Raw genomic sequence first — 14,515 nt, 5'->3', positions numbered from 1 at the left:
AATCAGTCCTCGGCGAGTACGGCGAGGATCGCCTCGCCGTACTTGGCGAGCTTGTTCTCGCCGACGCCGTTGATCCGGGACAGCTCGGCCAGGGAGGTCGGTGCCTCGGTGGCGACCTGCCGCAGGGTGGCGTCGTGGAAGATCACGTAGGCCGGGACGCCCTGCTCCTTGGCGGTGGCCGCTCGCCAGGCGCGCAGCCGTTCGAAGACCGGCACGGCGGTCGGGGCGAGGTCGGCGACGACGGTCGCCGCGCCGCGCGGCTTCGAGGAGCGGCCGGACACCGGCCGCTCCGGCTCCCGCCGCATGGTGACCGTACGGCGGCGCCCCAGCACGTCGGCGCTCGCCTCGGTCAGCGCGAGCGTGCCGTAGTCGCCCTCGACGGCGAGCAGGCCCTCGGCGAGCAGTTGCCGGACCACGCCGCGCCACTCCGCCTCGCGTAGTTCGGTGCCGATGCCAAAGGTGGTCAGCGAGTCGTGACCGTGCTGGTCAATCTTGTCGGTGTGCTTGCCGAGCAGGATGTCGATGCTGTGCCCGGCGCCGAACCGCTGGTTGCGTTCCCGGTCGAGCCGGTAGACGGTGGAGAGCAGCTTCTGCGCGGCGACGGTGCCGTCCCAGGACTCCGGCGGTTCGAGACAGGTGTCGCAGTTGCCGCAGCCGCCGCTGGTGGTCTCGCCGAAGTACTCCAGGAGTTGGGCACGGCGGCAGCGGACCGTCTCGCAGAGGGCCAGCATGGCGTCCAGGTGGGTGGCGAGGTTGCGCCGGTGCGCCAGGTCGCCCTCCGACGTCTCGATCATTTTGCGCTGCTGCACCACGTCCTGGAGCCCGTACGCCAACCAGGCGGTGGAGGGTAGTCCGTCCCGCCCGGCGCGGCCGGTCTCCTGGTAGTAGCCCTCCACCGACTTGGGCAGGTCGAGGTGGGCGACAAAGCGCACGTCCGGCTTGTCGATGCCCATGCCGAAGGCGATGGTGGCGACCATGACCAGCCCGTCCTCGCGCAGGAAGCGCTGCTGGTTGGCGGCGCGGGTCGCCGCGTCCAGCCCGGCGTGGTACGGCAGCGCCGGGACGCCGTTCTGCACCAGGAACTCGGCGGTCTTCTCCACCGAGGCGCGGGAGAGGCAGTAGACGATGCCGGCGTCGCCCGGGTGTTCGTCCCGGAGCAGGCCGAGCAGTTGTTTGCGCGGTTCCCGCTTGGGCACGATCCGGTACTGGATGTTGGGCCGGTCGAAGCTGGCCACGAAGTGCCGGGCATCGGTGAGCTTGAGCCGGCTGGCGATCTCGGTACGGGTGGTCCGGGTCGCCGTGGCGGTGAGCGCGATGCGCGGTACGTCCGGCCACCGCTCGTGCAGCATCGACAGGTTGAGGTAGTCCGGCCGGAAGTCGTGCCCCCACTGCGACACGCAGTGCGCCTCGTCGATCGCGAACAACGCGATCCGGCCCCGCTCCAGCAGGGCGAGGGTGGACCGGACCGCGAGCGCCTCCGGGGCGAGGTAGAGCAGGTCCAGCTCGCCGGCGAGGAAGGCCGCCTCCACCCGGCGGCGCTCGGTGAGGTCCTGGGTCGAGTTGAGGAAGCCGGCCCGGACGCCGACGGCGGTGAGCGCGTCGACCTGGTCCTGCATCAGCGCGATCAGCGGCGAGACGACCACCGCGACGCCGTCCCGGACCAGCGCCGGGATCTGGTAGCAGAGCGACTTGCCGCCACCGGTCGGCATCAGCACCAGCGCGTCGCCGCCGGCCACCAGGTGCTCGACGACCTGCTGCTGGAAGCCGCGGAAGGTGTCGTACCCGAACACCCGGTTGAGCACCCGCAGCGCGTCCTCGGTCCGCTGATCGGTGGGGGAGACCATCCGCGCAGTCTACGAGCGCCCCCCGACGACGCCCGGGCCCGGCGATGCTCTGCCGGGCCGGGCGGGTCGTCAGCCGCGCTGGGCGACGGACCGATTGGCCAGCGCCCGTGGCCGGGCGGCGGCACGGCCCGTACGTCGACCTGACCCGGGCGGGCCTGGCCTCTGACCTGTGCTGATCGCGCTGAGTCCATGGATGGCCACTAACGGTTGGCGGCGCTCGGGCGTGTTGGGAACACGGCTCGGCGGCCGGTGAACCGGACAGAGCGGTGTTCCGGTCGTCACCCCGTGGAATCGCGGACGGGTGCGCAGCCGTTAGAGTCGCTGACTGACCATGCGCGGCCGAGCGGCCGCGGCGCCACGGCTTGGGGGTAACGGGTGAGCGAGGCGCGGACGGGAGACCTGGTGCCGACCGGTGCGGAGGCAGCCCTCGGGCAACCGGCGCCGGCCGAGGCGGAGACGACCCTGGTGGTGGTCACCGGCCTCTCCGGCGGTGGCCGCAGCACGGTGGCCCGGGCGTTGGAGAACGTCGGCTACTACGTGGTGGACAACCTGCCCCAGGCGCTCCTGCTCGACATGGCTGAGCTGGCCTTCAAGGCCGGCGGCGCGGCCCGGCGCACGGCGATGGTGCTGGACGTCCGCTCCCGCGCCTTCTCCACCGACCTCGCCGGGGCCATCCGGGAGCTGCGGGAACGTGGCTTCCAGCCGCGGGTGGTCTTCGTCGACGCCGACGACGACGTGCTGATCCGCCGGTTCGAGAGCGTCCGCCGGTCCCACCCGTTGCAGGGCGACGGCCGGCTCGCCGACGGCATCGCCGTCGAGCGGGCCCTGCTGGAGGAGGCCCGGGACCAGGCCGACGTGATCATCGACACCAGCCACCTCAACGTCAACCAGCTCCGCCGCCGGGTCGAGGAGCTGTTCGGCGGGGAGGACTCCCGTCGGCTGCGGATCACGGTGCTCTCCTTCGGCTTCAAGTACGGGCTCCCGCCGGACGCCGATTTCGTGATGGACGCCCGCTTCCTACCCAACCCGTACTGGGTGCCGGAGCTGCGCGAGCACAGCGGGCGCGAGGAGGCGGTCAGCGCCTACGTGCTGGGCCAGGAGGGCGCGGACGCCTTCGTGGCCGGGTACGCGGACCTGGTCAACGCCACCACCGCCGGCTTCGAGCGGGAGGGGAAGCGCTACCTGACCGTGGCGGTCGGCTGCACCGGGGGCAAGCACCGCAGTGTGGCGATCGCCGAGGAGTTGGCCGCCCGGCTGCGCCGCTCCGGCATCGCCGCCAACGCGCAGCACCGCGACCTGGGGCGGGAATGAACCCGATCAGGGTGGTCGCCTTCGGCGGCGGGCACGGGCTCTCCGCGTCCCTGCGGGCGCTGCGGCGCTGCGTACCCGAGCTTGACCTGGACATCACCGCGGTGGTGACCGTCGGCGACGACGGCGGCTCCAGCGGCCGGCTGCGGGCCGAGCGCGGCGGCCTGCCGCCGGGCGACCTGCGGCAGGCGCTGGTCGCCCTGGCCGGTGACCACCCGGCCACCCGGTGCAGCGCGGCGCTGTTCCAGCACCGCTTCGAGGCGGGCCTCGCCCACGTGGCCGGCGGCGCGGCCGACTCGCTCGCCGGGCACGCGGTCGGCAACCTGCTGATCTGCGGGCTGATGGAGTTGCTCGGCGATCCGGTGGCCGCGCTCGAGCACGCCGGCGCGATGCTCGGCGCGGTCGGCCGGGTGCTGCCGATGTCGCGCCAGCCGGTCGGCATCGAGGCGCGGGTGCGCGGCGCCGATCCGGCCCATCCCGAGGAGGTACGCCTCGTGCGCGGCCAGCACCAGGTGGCCGTCACCTCCGGGTGGGTCGAGTCGCTACGGCTCACCCCGGCCGCGCCGGCCGCCTGCGCGGAGGCCCTGACCGCGGTCGGGGACGCCGACTGGCTGATCTTCGGCCCGGGGAGCTGGTACACCAGCGTGCTGCCGCATCTGCTGGTGCCCGGGCTGGCCGACGCGATCGTCTCCAGTCCGGCGCGGCGGCTGGTGACCCTCAACCTGGTGGCGGAGAAGGAGACCCATGGGCTCTCCCTGGCCGACCATCTGGACACCCTCGGGCGCTATCTGCCCGAGCTGAAGCTGGACATGGTGCTGGCCGACTCCACGGCGGTGGGTGACCCCGAAGCGGTCTCACGTGCGGCAGAATCGCTGGGTGCCCGGCTGGTCCTCGCTCCCGTCGCCGTCCCGGACGGCACGCCCCGTCATGATCCAGCCGCCCTGGGCGCCGCACTGGTGCCTGTCCTGGGCGCCGATCGTTAAGCACGTACGTAATCACCGGCGACACGCCGGAACCGGTCCGTGAGGGGGCGCACTATGGCGATGACGGCTGCGGTCAAGGACGAGCTGAGTCGGGTCGACGTGCCCAAGCCCTGCTGCCGGCGGGCGGAGATGGCCGCCCTGCTGCGTTTCGCGGGCGGCCTGCACATCGTGTCGGGCCGCGTGGTGGTCGAGGCGGAGCTGGACACCGGCGCGGTCGCCCGGCGGCTGCGCCGGGAGATCGCCGAGGTCTACGGCTACCCGAGCGAGATCCACGTGCTCGCCTCGGGCGGGCTGCGCAAGGGCAGCCACTTCATCGTCCGGGTGGTCAAGGACGGGGAGGCCCTCGCCCGGCAGACCGGCCTGCTGGACGTCCGGGGCCGTCCGGTGCGTGGCCTGCCGCCGCACGTGGTCGCCGCGAACGTCTGCTGCGCGGTCTCCGCCTGGCGCGGCGCGTTCATGGCGCACGGCTCGCTCACCGAGCCGGGCCGCTCCAGCGCCCTGGAGATCACCTGCCCCGGCCCGGAATCGGCCCTGGCCCTGGTCGGCGCGGCCCGCCGGATCGGCATCACCGCGAAGAACCGCGAGGTGCGCGGGGTGGACCGGGTGGTGGTCAAGGACGGCGACGCGATCGCCGCGCTGCTCACCCGGATCGGCGCCCACTCCAGCGTGCTGGCCTGGGAGGAGCGGCGGGTCCGGCGGGAGGTCCGGGCGACCGCGAACCGGCTGGCCAACTTCGACGACGCCAACCTGCGTCGCTCGGCCCGGGCCGCGGTGGCCGCCGCCGCCCGGGTCACCCGGGCGCTGGAGATCCTCGCCGACGACGCCCCCAACCACCTCACCTCGGCCGGCCGGCTGCGGCTGGAGCACCGACAGGCCTCGCTGGAGGAGTTGGGTGCCCTGGCCGAACCGCCGCTGACCAAGGACGCCATCGCGGGCCGGATCCGCCGGCTGCTCGCGCTGGCCGACAAGCGGGCCCGCGACCTGGGCATCCCGGATACGGAAGCTGCCGTCACGCCCGACATGCTCGTGGTCTGATAGGACGGTGAGGCGACGGCGTGACGGGATCTCCACCCGCCGCAGCGCGGCGGCGCGCGCTCGGATAAGGTCGCTGCGTACGGCAAGGGGGCCGGCACAGGCACTCCTCGCCGTGCTCACCGCCTCGGGCGGTCAGGTCCCCAGGACCGCGGCGGGGTGGCCGAGATGAACCGTCAACGGCCGGCTCCAACGGTCGGCGAACACATCTCCGCCGGCCGGGGTCTGACGCCGGCGGACCAGAACGCGAGGAGATGGGACCTGTGACCATCCGGGTTGGCATCAACGGCTTCGGCCGGATCGGCCGCAACTTCTTCCGGGCAGTGCTGGCGTCCGGCGCTGACATCGAGGTCGTGGCCGCGAACGACCTTGGCGACACCCCGACCACCGCGCACCTGCTCAAGTACGACACCATCCTCGGTCGGCTCCCGCACGAGGTCAAGGCGACCGCCGACGAGATCACCGTGGGCGGACGGAGCTTCAAGGTGTTCGCCGAGAAGGACCCGGCCAAGCTGCCCTGGGGCGAGGTCGGTGCCGACGTCGTCATCGAGTCCACCGGGTTCTTCACCGACGCCACCAAGGCGAAGGCGCACATCGACGGCGGGGCCAAGAAGGTCATCATCTCCGCGCCGGCGAAGAACGAGGACGTCACCGTGGTCATGGGCGTCAACGACGGCCAGTACGACCCGGCCAAGCACAACATCATTTCGAACGCCTCGTGCACCACCAACTGCCTCGCCCCGATGGCCAAGGTCCTGCAGGACACCTTCGGCATCACCAAGGGTCTGATGACCACCATCCACGCGTACACCCAGGACCAGAACCTGCAGGACGCGCCGCACAAGGACCTGCGCCGGGCCCGGGCCGCCGCGCTGAACATCGTGCCGACCTCCACCGGCGCCGCGAAGGCTATCGGCCTAGTGCTGCCGGAGCTGAAGGGCAAGCTCGACGGGTACGCGCTGCGGGTGCCGATCCCGACCGGCTCGGCCACCGACCTGACCGTCGAGGTCGGCCGGGAGACCACCGTGGACGAGGTCAACGCCGCGCTGAAGGCCGCCGCCGAGGGGCCGCTGCGGGGCATCCTGACCTACAACGAGGACCCGATCGTCTCCTCGGACATCGTCACCGACCCGGCGTCCTGCATCTTCGACGCGCCGCTGACCAAGGTGATCGGCAACCAGGTCAAGGTCGTCGGCTGGTACGACAACGAGTGGGGCTACTCGAACCGCCTGGTCGACCTGGTCAAGCTGGTGGGTTCGTCGCTGTGAGCATCCGCAACCTCGACGACCTGCTCGGCGAGGGGGTGTCGGGTCGGCGCGTGCTGGTGCGCGCCGACCTGAACGTCCCGCTCGACAAGCAGACCGGTGAGATCACCGACGACGGCCGGATCCGGGCCGTCCTGCCCACCCTGAGCGCGCTGGTGCAGGCCGGCGCCAAGGTGGTCGTCTGCTCGCACCTGGGCCGCCCGAAGGGTGCGCCGGAGCCGCAGTTCAGCCTCCGGCCGGTCGGCGGGCGGCTGGGCGAGCTGCTGGGCGTCCCGGTCCACTTCGCCGAGGACACCGTCGGCGAGTCCGCCCGCTCCACGGTGGAGGGCCTGGCCGACGGCCAGGTCGCCCTGCTGGAGAACCTCCGCTTCAACAAGGGCGAGACCAGCAAGGACGACGCCGAGCGGGGCGCCTTCGCCGACCAGCTCGCCGCGTTCGGCGAGGCGTACGTCGACGACGCGTTCGGCGCGGTGCACCGCAAGCACGCCAGCGTCCACGACGTGCCGGCCCGGCTGCCGCACTTCGCCGGCCGGCTGGTGCTGCGCGAGGTCGAGGTGCTCAGCAAGCTGACCGGCGAGCCGGAGCGGCCGTACGTGGTGGTGCTGGGCGGTTCGAAGGTCTCCGACAAGCTGGCGGTGATCGAGGCGCTGCTGCCGACGGTCGACCGGCTGCTCATCGGCGGCGGGATGTGCTTCACCTTCCTCAAGGCCCAGGGCCTCGAGGTGGGCACCTCGCTGCTGGAGAAGGAGATGGTCGAGACCTGCCGCAACCTCATGGAGCGCGCGCCGGGCAAGATCATGCTCCCGGTCGACGTGGTGGCCGCGGACGCCTTCGCCCCGGACGCCGCGCACGACACCGTCCGCGCCGACGGAATCCCGAGCCACCGGCTGGGCCTGGACATCGGCCCGGAGACGGTGGCCGGCTTCGCCGCCGCGCTGTCCCAGGCGAAGACCATCTTCTGGAACGGCCCGATGGGTGTGTTCGAGATGGCCGCCTTCGCGGCGGGCACCCGGGGGGTCGCCGAGGCGATCACCAAGGCCGACGCGTTCAGCGTGGTCGGCGGCGGTGACTCCGCCGCGGCGGTGCGCGCCCTGGGCCTGGACGAGTCCGCTTTCGATCACATCTCCACCGGTGGCGGCGCCTCCCTGGAGTACCTGGAGGGCAAGACCCTCCCCGGCATCGCGGCCCTGGAGAACTGAATGGCGAGCACCACCCGCCGGCCGCTGATGGCCGGCAACTGGAAGATGAACCTGAACCACCTCGAGGCCAACCTGCTGGTGCAGAAGCTGGCCGCGAGCCTCACCGAGAAGCAGCTCACCGACGTCGAGACGGTGATCCTGCCGCCCTTCACCGACCTGCGGACCGTGCAGACCGCGGTGGACGGCGACAAGCTGCTGATCGGCTACGGCGCGCAGGACCTGTCGCCGTTCCAGTCGGGGGCGTACACCGGGGACATCTCCGGGCCGATGCTCGCCAAGCTGGGCTGCACCTACGTGGTGATCGGCCACTCCGAGCGGCGGCAGTACCACCACGAGGACGACGCGCTGGTCAACGCCAAGGTGGCCGCCGCGCTGGACAACGGCCTCACCCCGATCCTGTGCATCGGTGAGGGGCTGGAGATCCGCGAGCAGCTCAAGCACGTGCCGCACTGCTGCGACCAGCTCGACGGCGCGCTGAAGGGGCTCACCGCGGAGCAGGTCACCAAGGTCGTCGTCGCGTACGAGCCGGTCTGGGCGATCGGCACCGGCAAGACGGCGACTCCGGAGGACGCCCAGGAGGTCTGCGGCGAGGTGCGCAAGCGGCTCGTCGAGACGTACGACGAGGCCACCGCCGGCCAGGTCCGGATCCTCTACGGCGGGTCGGTCAAGGCGTCGAACGTCGCCGCGATCATGGCCCAGCCGGACGTGGACGGGGCCCTGGTCGGGGGCGCCAGCCTGGACGCTGAGGAATTCGCTCAGATCTGCCGGTTCCCGGAGCACATCGCCCGCTGATCGCTCGCTATCCTTGACGCTGCCCGTCCGCCGGCCGGTGCTGCAATGCCCGACCAGTCCGGGCAGCTGATCGCTACGAGAGGACTGACCCCCGCCATGCCGATCGCGTTCGCGTACACGTTGATCGTGTTGTTGATCATCACGAGCATCCTGCTCACCCTGCTGATCCTGCTGCACCGAGGTAAGGGCGGCGGGTTGTCGAGCATGTTCGGTGGCGGCGTCAGCTCCAGCCTGGCCGGGTCGTCGGTGGCCGAGAAGAACCTCGACCGCTACACCGTTCTGGTCGGGATTGTCTGGTTCGCCTGCATCATCGGGATCGGGCTCTGGCTCCGGCTCCAGCTCAGCAGCGGCTCCTGAGTCAGCGCATCGAGTCGTACAATCTGCGCGCGGTCCGTTACGGACCGCGCGCAGTTTTGTTTCTCCGCTGCACCGCGTCGCCCGCCGCCCAACCCCCGAGCGGCGGTCCCCTCCGACGACAGGAGCGAGCAGCCGTGCCGAGTGGCAACGTCATCCGCGGCACCCGCATCGGGTCCGCCCCCGAACGCTTCGACCAGCGCATCGAGCCGGCCCCGCGCCGCCCGGTCGTCTACTGGTGCCGCAACGACCACCGTTTCCAGTTCCTGATCGCCGCCGAGGCGGAGACGCCCGCCACCTGGGACTGCCCGCGCTGCGGCGAGCCGGCCGGCCCCGACCCGGGCAACCCGCCGGGCCGACCGGGCAGCGAGCCTTACAAGACCCACCTGGCGTACGTTCAGGAGCGCCGTACCCCGGAGCAGGGGGAGGCTCTCCTGGCGGAGGCCCTCGACGCGCTCCGCCGCCGTCGCGGGGGTGCGTGACCTGGGGTTGGCGCGTCCCGGGTTGGTGGGCGCTCCGCCGCCGTCGCGGGGGTGCGTGACCTGGGGTTGGCGCGTCCTCGGTTGGTGGGCAGGGGCCCCTCGCAGGCCAGCGGCGATGACGAGGGGCCCTTCCCCACCGCTCAGCGCAGGCTGCGCAGCCGGGGCGGCACGTCGGCCGCCGCGGCCCGGTCCAGCAGCCAGAGGGTACGGGCCACCCCCCGCACCCCGGCCGCCGGCAGCTGCACCGGCCCGGCCCCGGCCAGGGCCATGCCCACCGCCCGGGCCTTGTCCGCACCGGCCGCGACCAGCCAGACCTCCTCGGCCGTGTTGATAGCCGGCAGGGTCAGCGTGGTGCGCACCGGCGGCGGCTTCGGGCTGCCGCGCACCGCGCTGACCGGCCGGTTGTCGTGGTGCACCGGGTGCTCCGGGAAGACCGACGCGACGTGCCCGTCCTCGCCGACACCGAGCAGCAGCACGTCGAAGTGGGGGAGCGCGGCGTGGCCCGGCCGGGCGGCCCGCGCCAACTCCTGCGCGTACTCCGCGGCGGCCGTCTCCGGATCGTTGCCGGCCGGCCCGTCCGCCGCCGGCATCGGGTGGATCCGCGCCGGGTCCAGCGGCACCAGGTCCAGCAGCGCCGCCCGGGCCTGCGTCTCGTTGCGCTCCGGGTCACCGGCCGGCAGGAACCGCTCGTCGCCCCACCAGACGTCGACGCGGGACCAGTCGACGGCGTCCCGGGCCGGCAACGCCGCCACCGCCCGGTAGACCGCCGCGGCGACCCGCCCGCCGGTCAGCACCACCGACGCCTGGCCGCGGTCCGCCTGCGCGTCGAGCAGCTTCACCACCAGCCGGGCCGCCACCGCCTGCGCCAGCAGGTCCGGGTCGGCGTGTACGGCGACACTCGCCTCACTCATCCATCGTGCCCTCGTGTTCCGACCGCCCCACGGCGGTCACCTGTGCTGTCCGACCGCCGGCAGCGGTCCGTGCGCCACCCGCCGGGGCGGTGGGCCCGTTCACTCGTTCGCGGTCGCGCCGGCGTGCGCGGTGACGCCGGCCTCGGCGCGCTGGGCGGTCGCCGGATCCTTCCACACGTGTACCCGCCCGGCCGGACGCTGGTCCAGCCCGCTGAGGCCGGCGGCCGCGCCGAGCGCCTCCGCGTACACCTGGTCGGCGTCGAGGCGGCGCAGTTCCTCGGCCAGCTCGTCGCCGAGCGGGCGACGCACCAGCGGCAGCGTGCGGTCCTCCTGGCCGGTGCGCCGGAACCTCGCCACGCTCTCGTCCCGGGTGAGCGCGAGTTCGTCACCGTTGGCGCAGCGCAGCTGCACCTCGCGCATCCGGGGGTACTCGTCGGTGTGCTCCCACGCCGGGTCGATGCCGAGCCGGGCGGCCAGCCAGCCGCGCATCAGCGCCGCCGTCGGGTCGGTCCGCGGTGCGACCACGGTCGCCTCGGTGACCCTGGCCTGGGCCGTGTCGAACGCTCCGGCGACCAGGGTGCGCCACGGGGTGATCCGGGTCCAGGCCAGGTCGGTGTCGCCCGGCGCGTAGTCGCGCGCCCGCTGCCGCAGCGCGGCGATCGGGTCGGCGGCCTGCGCCGCGTCGGTGATCCGCCGGTCCGCCACCACCCCGAGAAAGTCGGTCGCGATCTCCTCCGGCGGTTCGCCGTGCCACCAGGTGACCACCGGCACGTCCGGCACCAGCAGCGGCATCACCACCGACTCGGCGTGCAGCGCCAGCCGGCCGTACATCCGCATGACCACCGCCTCGCAGGGACCGAGCCGGCCGCCGACCACGATCTCCGCGTCGAGCCGGTTGCGCTCCCGCTCGACGTCGGTGCGGACCACCACGAGCAGCCGGCAGGGGTGCGCGGAGGCCGCGATGGTCGCCGCCGCCTCCGCTTCGCGTACCCGCTTCTCGTCCACCACCACGATCAGACTGAGCGCCATGCCGCTGGCCACGCCGCCCGCGCTGCGCCGCTCGGCGGCGAGCGCCTTGACCACCTCGTTGCCGGTGGTGTCCCACAACCCGATCATGCTCTTCTCCAAGCCCGGCCCTCGCGGGCCAGCATCTCGTCCGCGGCACGGGGGCCCCACTCACCGGCCCGGTACGGCTCCGGCTTCGTGCCCGTCCAGGCGTGCTCCAGCGGGTCCAGCACCTGCCAGCTCTGCTCCACCTCGGCGGCGTCCGGGAACAGGGTCCGGTCGCCGATCAGCACGTCCAGCACCAGGCGCTCGTACGCCTCGGGGCTGGACTCGGTGAACGCCTCGCCGTACTGGAAGTCCATCGCGATGTCGCGGACTTCCATGGTCGTGCCGGGCACCTTCGAGCCGAACTTCAACACCACGCCCTCGTCCGGCTGGACCCGGATGACGAGTTGGTTGGGGCCGAGCGACTCCATGTCCGCCGGATTGAACGGCAGGTGCGGGGCCTTCTTGAACATGATGGCCACCTCGGTGACCCGCCGGGGCAGTCGCTTGCCGGCGCGGATGTAGAACGGCACCCCGGCCCACCGCCGGTTCTGGATGCCGAGCTTCACCGCGACGTACGTCTCGGTGGTGGAGTCCTGCGGGACGCCCTGCTCCTCCAGGTAGCCGACGGCGCGCTCGCCGCCCACCCAGCCGGGCAGGTACTGGCCGCGCACGGTGTCCCCGGGGACGTCCTTCGGCACGGTGATCGCCTTGAGCACCTTCAGCTTCTCGGCCCGGATCTCGTCGGCGTCGAAACTGGTCGGCTCCTCCATCGCGACGAGCGCGAGGAGCTGGAGCAGGTGGTTCTGCAGCACGTCGCGGGCCGCGCCGGCCGAGTCGTAGAAGCCGGCCCGGGTGCCGATGCCGACGTCCTCGGCCATGGTGATCTGCACCGAGTCGACGTACTTGGAGTTCCACAGCGGCTCGAACAGGTTGTTCGCGAAGCGCAGGGCCAGGATGTTCTGGACCGTCTCCTTGCCCAGGTAGTGGTCGATCCGGAAGACGTCCTGGCGGGTGAAGACGTCGTCGACCAGGTCGTTGAGCGCCTTCGCCGAGGGCAGGTCGTGGCCGAACGGCTTCTCCACCACCACCCGGCGCCAGCCGCCGGACTTGGCGTTGTCCGCCATGCCGGTGCGGGCGAGCTGCTTGAGCACCACCGGGAAGGCCGCCGGGGGGATGGAGAAGTAGAAGGCGGCGTTGCCCGCGATGCCGTGCGACTCGCGCAGCTCGTCCAGGGTGTCGGCGAGCTGGTCGAACGCGGCGTCGTCGTCGAACGAGCCGCCGACGAACTTGATGTTGCCGGCCAGCCGCGCCCACACCTCCTCCCGCCAGGGCGTGCGGGCGTGCTTCTTCGCTGCCTCGTGGGCCAGCGACTCGAAGTCACCGTCGCCCCAGTCGCGCCGGGCGAAACCCAGGACCACGAAACCGGGCGGCAGCAACCCCCGGTTGGCCAGGTCGTAGACCGCCGGCAACAGCTTCTTGCGGGCCAGGTCACCGGTCACCCCGAAGATCACCAGAGCGCACGGCTCCGGGATCCGCGGCAGGCGCCGGTCCTGGGGGTCGCGCAGCGGGTTCATGCTGCCTCCTCGCTCCGCTGATTCCACGTCATTCATCGTCACGTCCGTGTCCGTCCGGCCGCATCCAGCAGCTGGGCGACGCCCGCCGCCCGCTCGGTCAGGTGCAGTCGCAGCACCGGTCGCTCCCGGCCGGCCAGGGCCTGCCGGTCGCCGGCGGCCTGGGCCGCCTGAAGCTCTCCGAAGGTGTACGGGCGACCGGGCACCGGCAGATCATCGGTGACCGCTCCGGTCAGCTGAAGGTAGCTGCCGACCCGCGGGCCGCCCTTGTGGTACTGCCCGGTCGAGTGCAGGTAGCGGGGACCCCAGCCGAAGGTCACCGGCCGTCCGGTCGCCCGTGCCAGCACCGGGCGCAGCCCGGCCACCGCCGCGTCACCCCACCGGTCGAGGTATGCCGTCACCGCCAGGTATCCGTCCTCGCCGAGCCCGTCCAGCAGCCGGCGCAGCACGCCGACCAGGTCGTGCGGGGCGCCGGCCGGGGCGTACACCTCGATCGCGCCCTCGGTGAACGACGGCGTCTCGGCCGACGTCCCGGCGGCGAGGATGCGGGCGGTGTTCTCCTTGCTCTCGGCGACGTTCGGCTGGTCGAACGGGTCGACGCCGAGCGCCGCCGCGGCGACCGCGGTGGCGTACTCCCAGGCGAGGAAGTGCGCGCCGAGGGGCCCGTTGACGGCCACGTCGGCGACGCCGGCGCCCGGGGTCCGGCCGGGTTCGAGTGCCCCGCCGTAGCTCACGGTCAGCACGTCCGGGCCGGTCGCGCCGGGGGCGTCGGGCGACTCCAGCACCACCGGCAGGATCCCCCGGCCGCGCTTGCCGGTCGACTCGGCGAGCAGCTGCTCGGCCCAGTCACCCAGCCCGTCGACCCCGGTGCCGTCCGGGGTGAGGGCGACGGTGCTCCGGCCCGTGGCCGCCGCCGCGCCGAGCGCCGCCCCGAGCGCCAGGCCCGGGTTGTCCCGGTCCCGGCCCAGCGACCCGGCGAGGGCGTCGGCGTCGTCGAGCAGGTCGGTCACCGCGACCCCGGCGAGGGCCGAGGGGACCAGCCCGAAGGCGGTGAGCGCCGAGTAGCGGCCGCCGACCTCCGGGTCGGCGAGGATGGTGACCACACCCAGCTCGGCGGCGGTCGCCTCCAGCGGGGAACCCGGGTCGGTGACGACGACGAAGTGCCGGGCCGTCTCCGCCTCGCTCATCCCGGCGTCCAGGAACGCCTGCCAGTAGGCCCGCCGGTGGCTGTCGGTCTCCACGGTGGAGCCGGACTTGCTGGAGATCACCACCACGGTCCGCTCCAGCCGATCGGCGAGGGCGGCCCGGACCTGCCCGGGATCGGTGGTGTCCAGCACGGTCAGCGGCCGGCCCAGGGACCGGGCGATCACCTCCGGGGCGAGCGACGAGCCGCCCGTCCCGGCGAGCACCACGTGGTCCAGGTCGGCCAGCTCGGCGGCCAGTTCGGCGAGTTGGGGGAGGAGGTCCCGGCTGCGGCGGTGGGTGTCCACCCAGCCGAGCCGGGCCTGCGCCTCGGGGCCCCAGAGGGTGGGGTCCTTGGCGACCAGCCGGGCCGGCACGTCCCGGGCGACCAGGGCCGCGCGCGGCGGCTCGGGCGCGGACGCGTCGACCGCGTCCGCGCCGTGCACGGCCAGCCCCCCGGCGACCTCCGCCGGGCCGGCCAGCAGGTCGGTCATGTCCGCACCCCGGGTTGCGGGGTGGGGACGGCGGGGCGCGTCCCG

The 14,515-nt window shown here is 73.0% G+C and carries 13 protein-coding genes; 8 read left to right on the top strand and 5 right to left on the bottom strand.

What is annotated here, in order from left to right:
• Positions 1-2: 2 nt before the first annotated feature.
• On the bottom strand, positions 3-1,844 hold the full coding sequence (gene recQ / locus ACL02O_RS24580) for a DNA helicase RecQ (RefSeq protein ID WP_412820512.1): 1,842 nt from the start codon (positions 1,842-1,844) through the stop codon (positions 3-5).
• A 402-nt stretch (positions 1,845-2,246) separates the two neighbouring features.
• Here recQ and rapZ point away from each other — a divergent pair, with 402 nt between their 5' ends.
• The 8 genes from rapZ to ACL02O_RS24540 all read left to right on the top strand — a co-directional run bounded on the left by rapZ (position 2,247) and on the right by ACL02O_RS24540 (position 9,259).
• Positions 2,247-3,155, top strand: coding sequence for an RNase adapter RapZ (rapZ, locus tag ACL02O_RS24575; protein ID WP_412820511.1), 909 nt, complete (start codon positions 2,247-2,249; stop codon positions 3,153-3,155).
• Complete coding sequence (locus ACL02O_RS24570; protein ID WP_412820510.1) at positions 3,152-4,135, top strand: gluconeogenesis factor YvcK family protein; 984 nt, start codon at positions 3,152-3,154, stop codon at positions 4,133-4,135. The genes rapZ and ACL02O_RS24570 overlap by 4 nt, the downstream gene beginning before the upstream one ends.
• A gap of 54 nt (positions 4,136-4,189) precedes the next feature.
• Positions 4,190-5,170, top strand: a complete 981-nt coding sequence (gene whiA, locus ACL02O_RS24565; protein ID WP_018788213.1) for a DNA-binding protein WhiA — start codon at positions 4,190-4,192, stop codon at positions 5,168-5,170.
• A 260-nt stretch (positions 5,171-5,430) separates the two neighbouring features.
• A complete protein-coding gene (gene gap / locus ACL02O_RS24560; RefSeq protein WP_412820509.1) occupies positions 5,431-6,435 on the top strand; it encodes a type I glyceraldehyde-3-phosphate dehydrogenase in 1,005 nt (334 codons plus the stop codon).
• Positions 6,432-7,631: a phosphoglycerate kinase gene (locus tag ACL02O_RS24555; protein ID WP_412820508.1), complete on the top strand. Its 1,200-nt coding sequence runs from the start codon at positions 6,432-6,434 to the stop codon at positions 7,629-7,631. Before gap ends, ACL02O_RS24555 begins: the two co-directional genes overlap by 4 nt.
• Complete coding sequence (tpiA, locus tag ACL02O_RS24550; RefSeq protein WP_412820507.1) at positions 7,632-8,423, top strand: triose-phosphate isomerase; 792 nt, start codon at positions 7,632-7,634, stop codon at positions 8,421-8,423.
• 96 nt (positions 8,424-8,519) lie between these two features.
• Entirely contained in the window at positions 8,520-8,780 is a 261-nt protein-coding gene (gene secG / locus ACL02O_RS24545) for a preprotein translocase subunit SecG (RefSeq protein WP_412820506.1), read from the top strand.
• 134 nt (positions 8,781-8,914) lie between these two features.
• Entirely contained in the window at positions 8,915-9,259 is a 345-nt protein-coding gene (locus ACL02O_RS24540; protein ID WP_412820505.1) for an RNA polymerase-binding protein RbpA, read from the top strand.
• Between the two features lie 140 nt (positions 9,260-9,399).
• Here the strand turns inward: ACL02O_RS24540 and pgl are convergent, their stop codons facing one another.
• From pgl to ACL02O_RS24520, 4 genes are all read right to left on the bottom strand, one after another.
• The gene (gene pgl, locus ACL02O_RS24535; protein ID WP_412820504.1) at positions 9,400-10,170 is read right to left on the bottom strand and encodes a 6-phosphogluconolactonase; all 771 of its coding nucleotides are present in this window, start codon (positions 10,168-10,170) and stop codon (positions 9,400-9,402) included.
• A gap of 99 nt (positions 10,171-10,269) precedes the next feature.
• Positions 10,270-11,286: a glucose-6-phosphate dehydrogenase assembly protein OpcA gene (locus ACL02O_RS24530; protein ID WP_412820503.1), complete on the bottom strand. Its 1,017-nt coding sequence runs from the start codon at positions 11,284-11,286 to the stop codon at positions 10,270-10,272.
• A complete protein-coding gene (gene zwf / locus ACL02O_RS24525; protein WP_412820502.1) occupies positions 11,283-12,797 on the bottom strand; it encodes a glucose-6-phosphate dehydrogenase in 1,515 nt (504 codons plus the stop codon). The genes ACL02O_RS24530 and zwf overlap by 4 nt, the downstream gene beginning before the upstream one ends.
• A 38-nt stretch (positions 12,798-12,835) precedes the next feature.
• Positions 12,836-14,470, bottom strand: coding sequence for a glucose-6-phosphate isomerase (locus ACL02O_RS24520; protein ID WP_412820501.1), 1,635 nt, complete (start codon positions 14,468-14,470; stop codon positions 12,836-12,838).
• Positions 14,471-14,515: the final 45 nt, after the last annotated feature.

Origin of the sequence: Micromonospora mangrovicola (genome assembly GCF_047200535.1) — a bacterium.
In the GTDB taxonomy this organism is placed as follows: domain Bacteria; phylum Actinomycetota; class Actinomycetes; order Mycobacteriales; family Micromonosporaceae; genus Micromonospora.
This window is presented reverse-complemented; position numbering and strand designations above follow the sequence as displayed.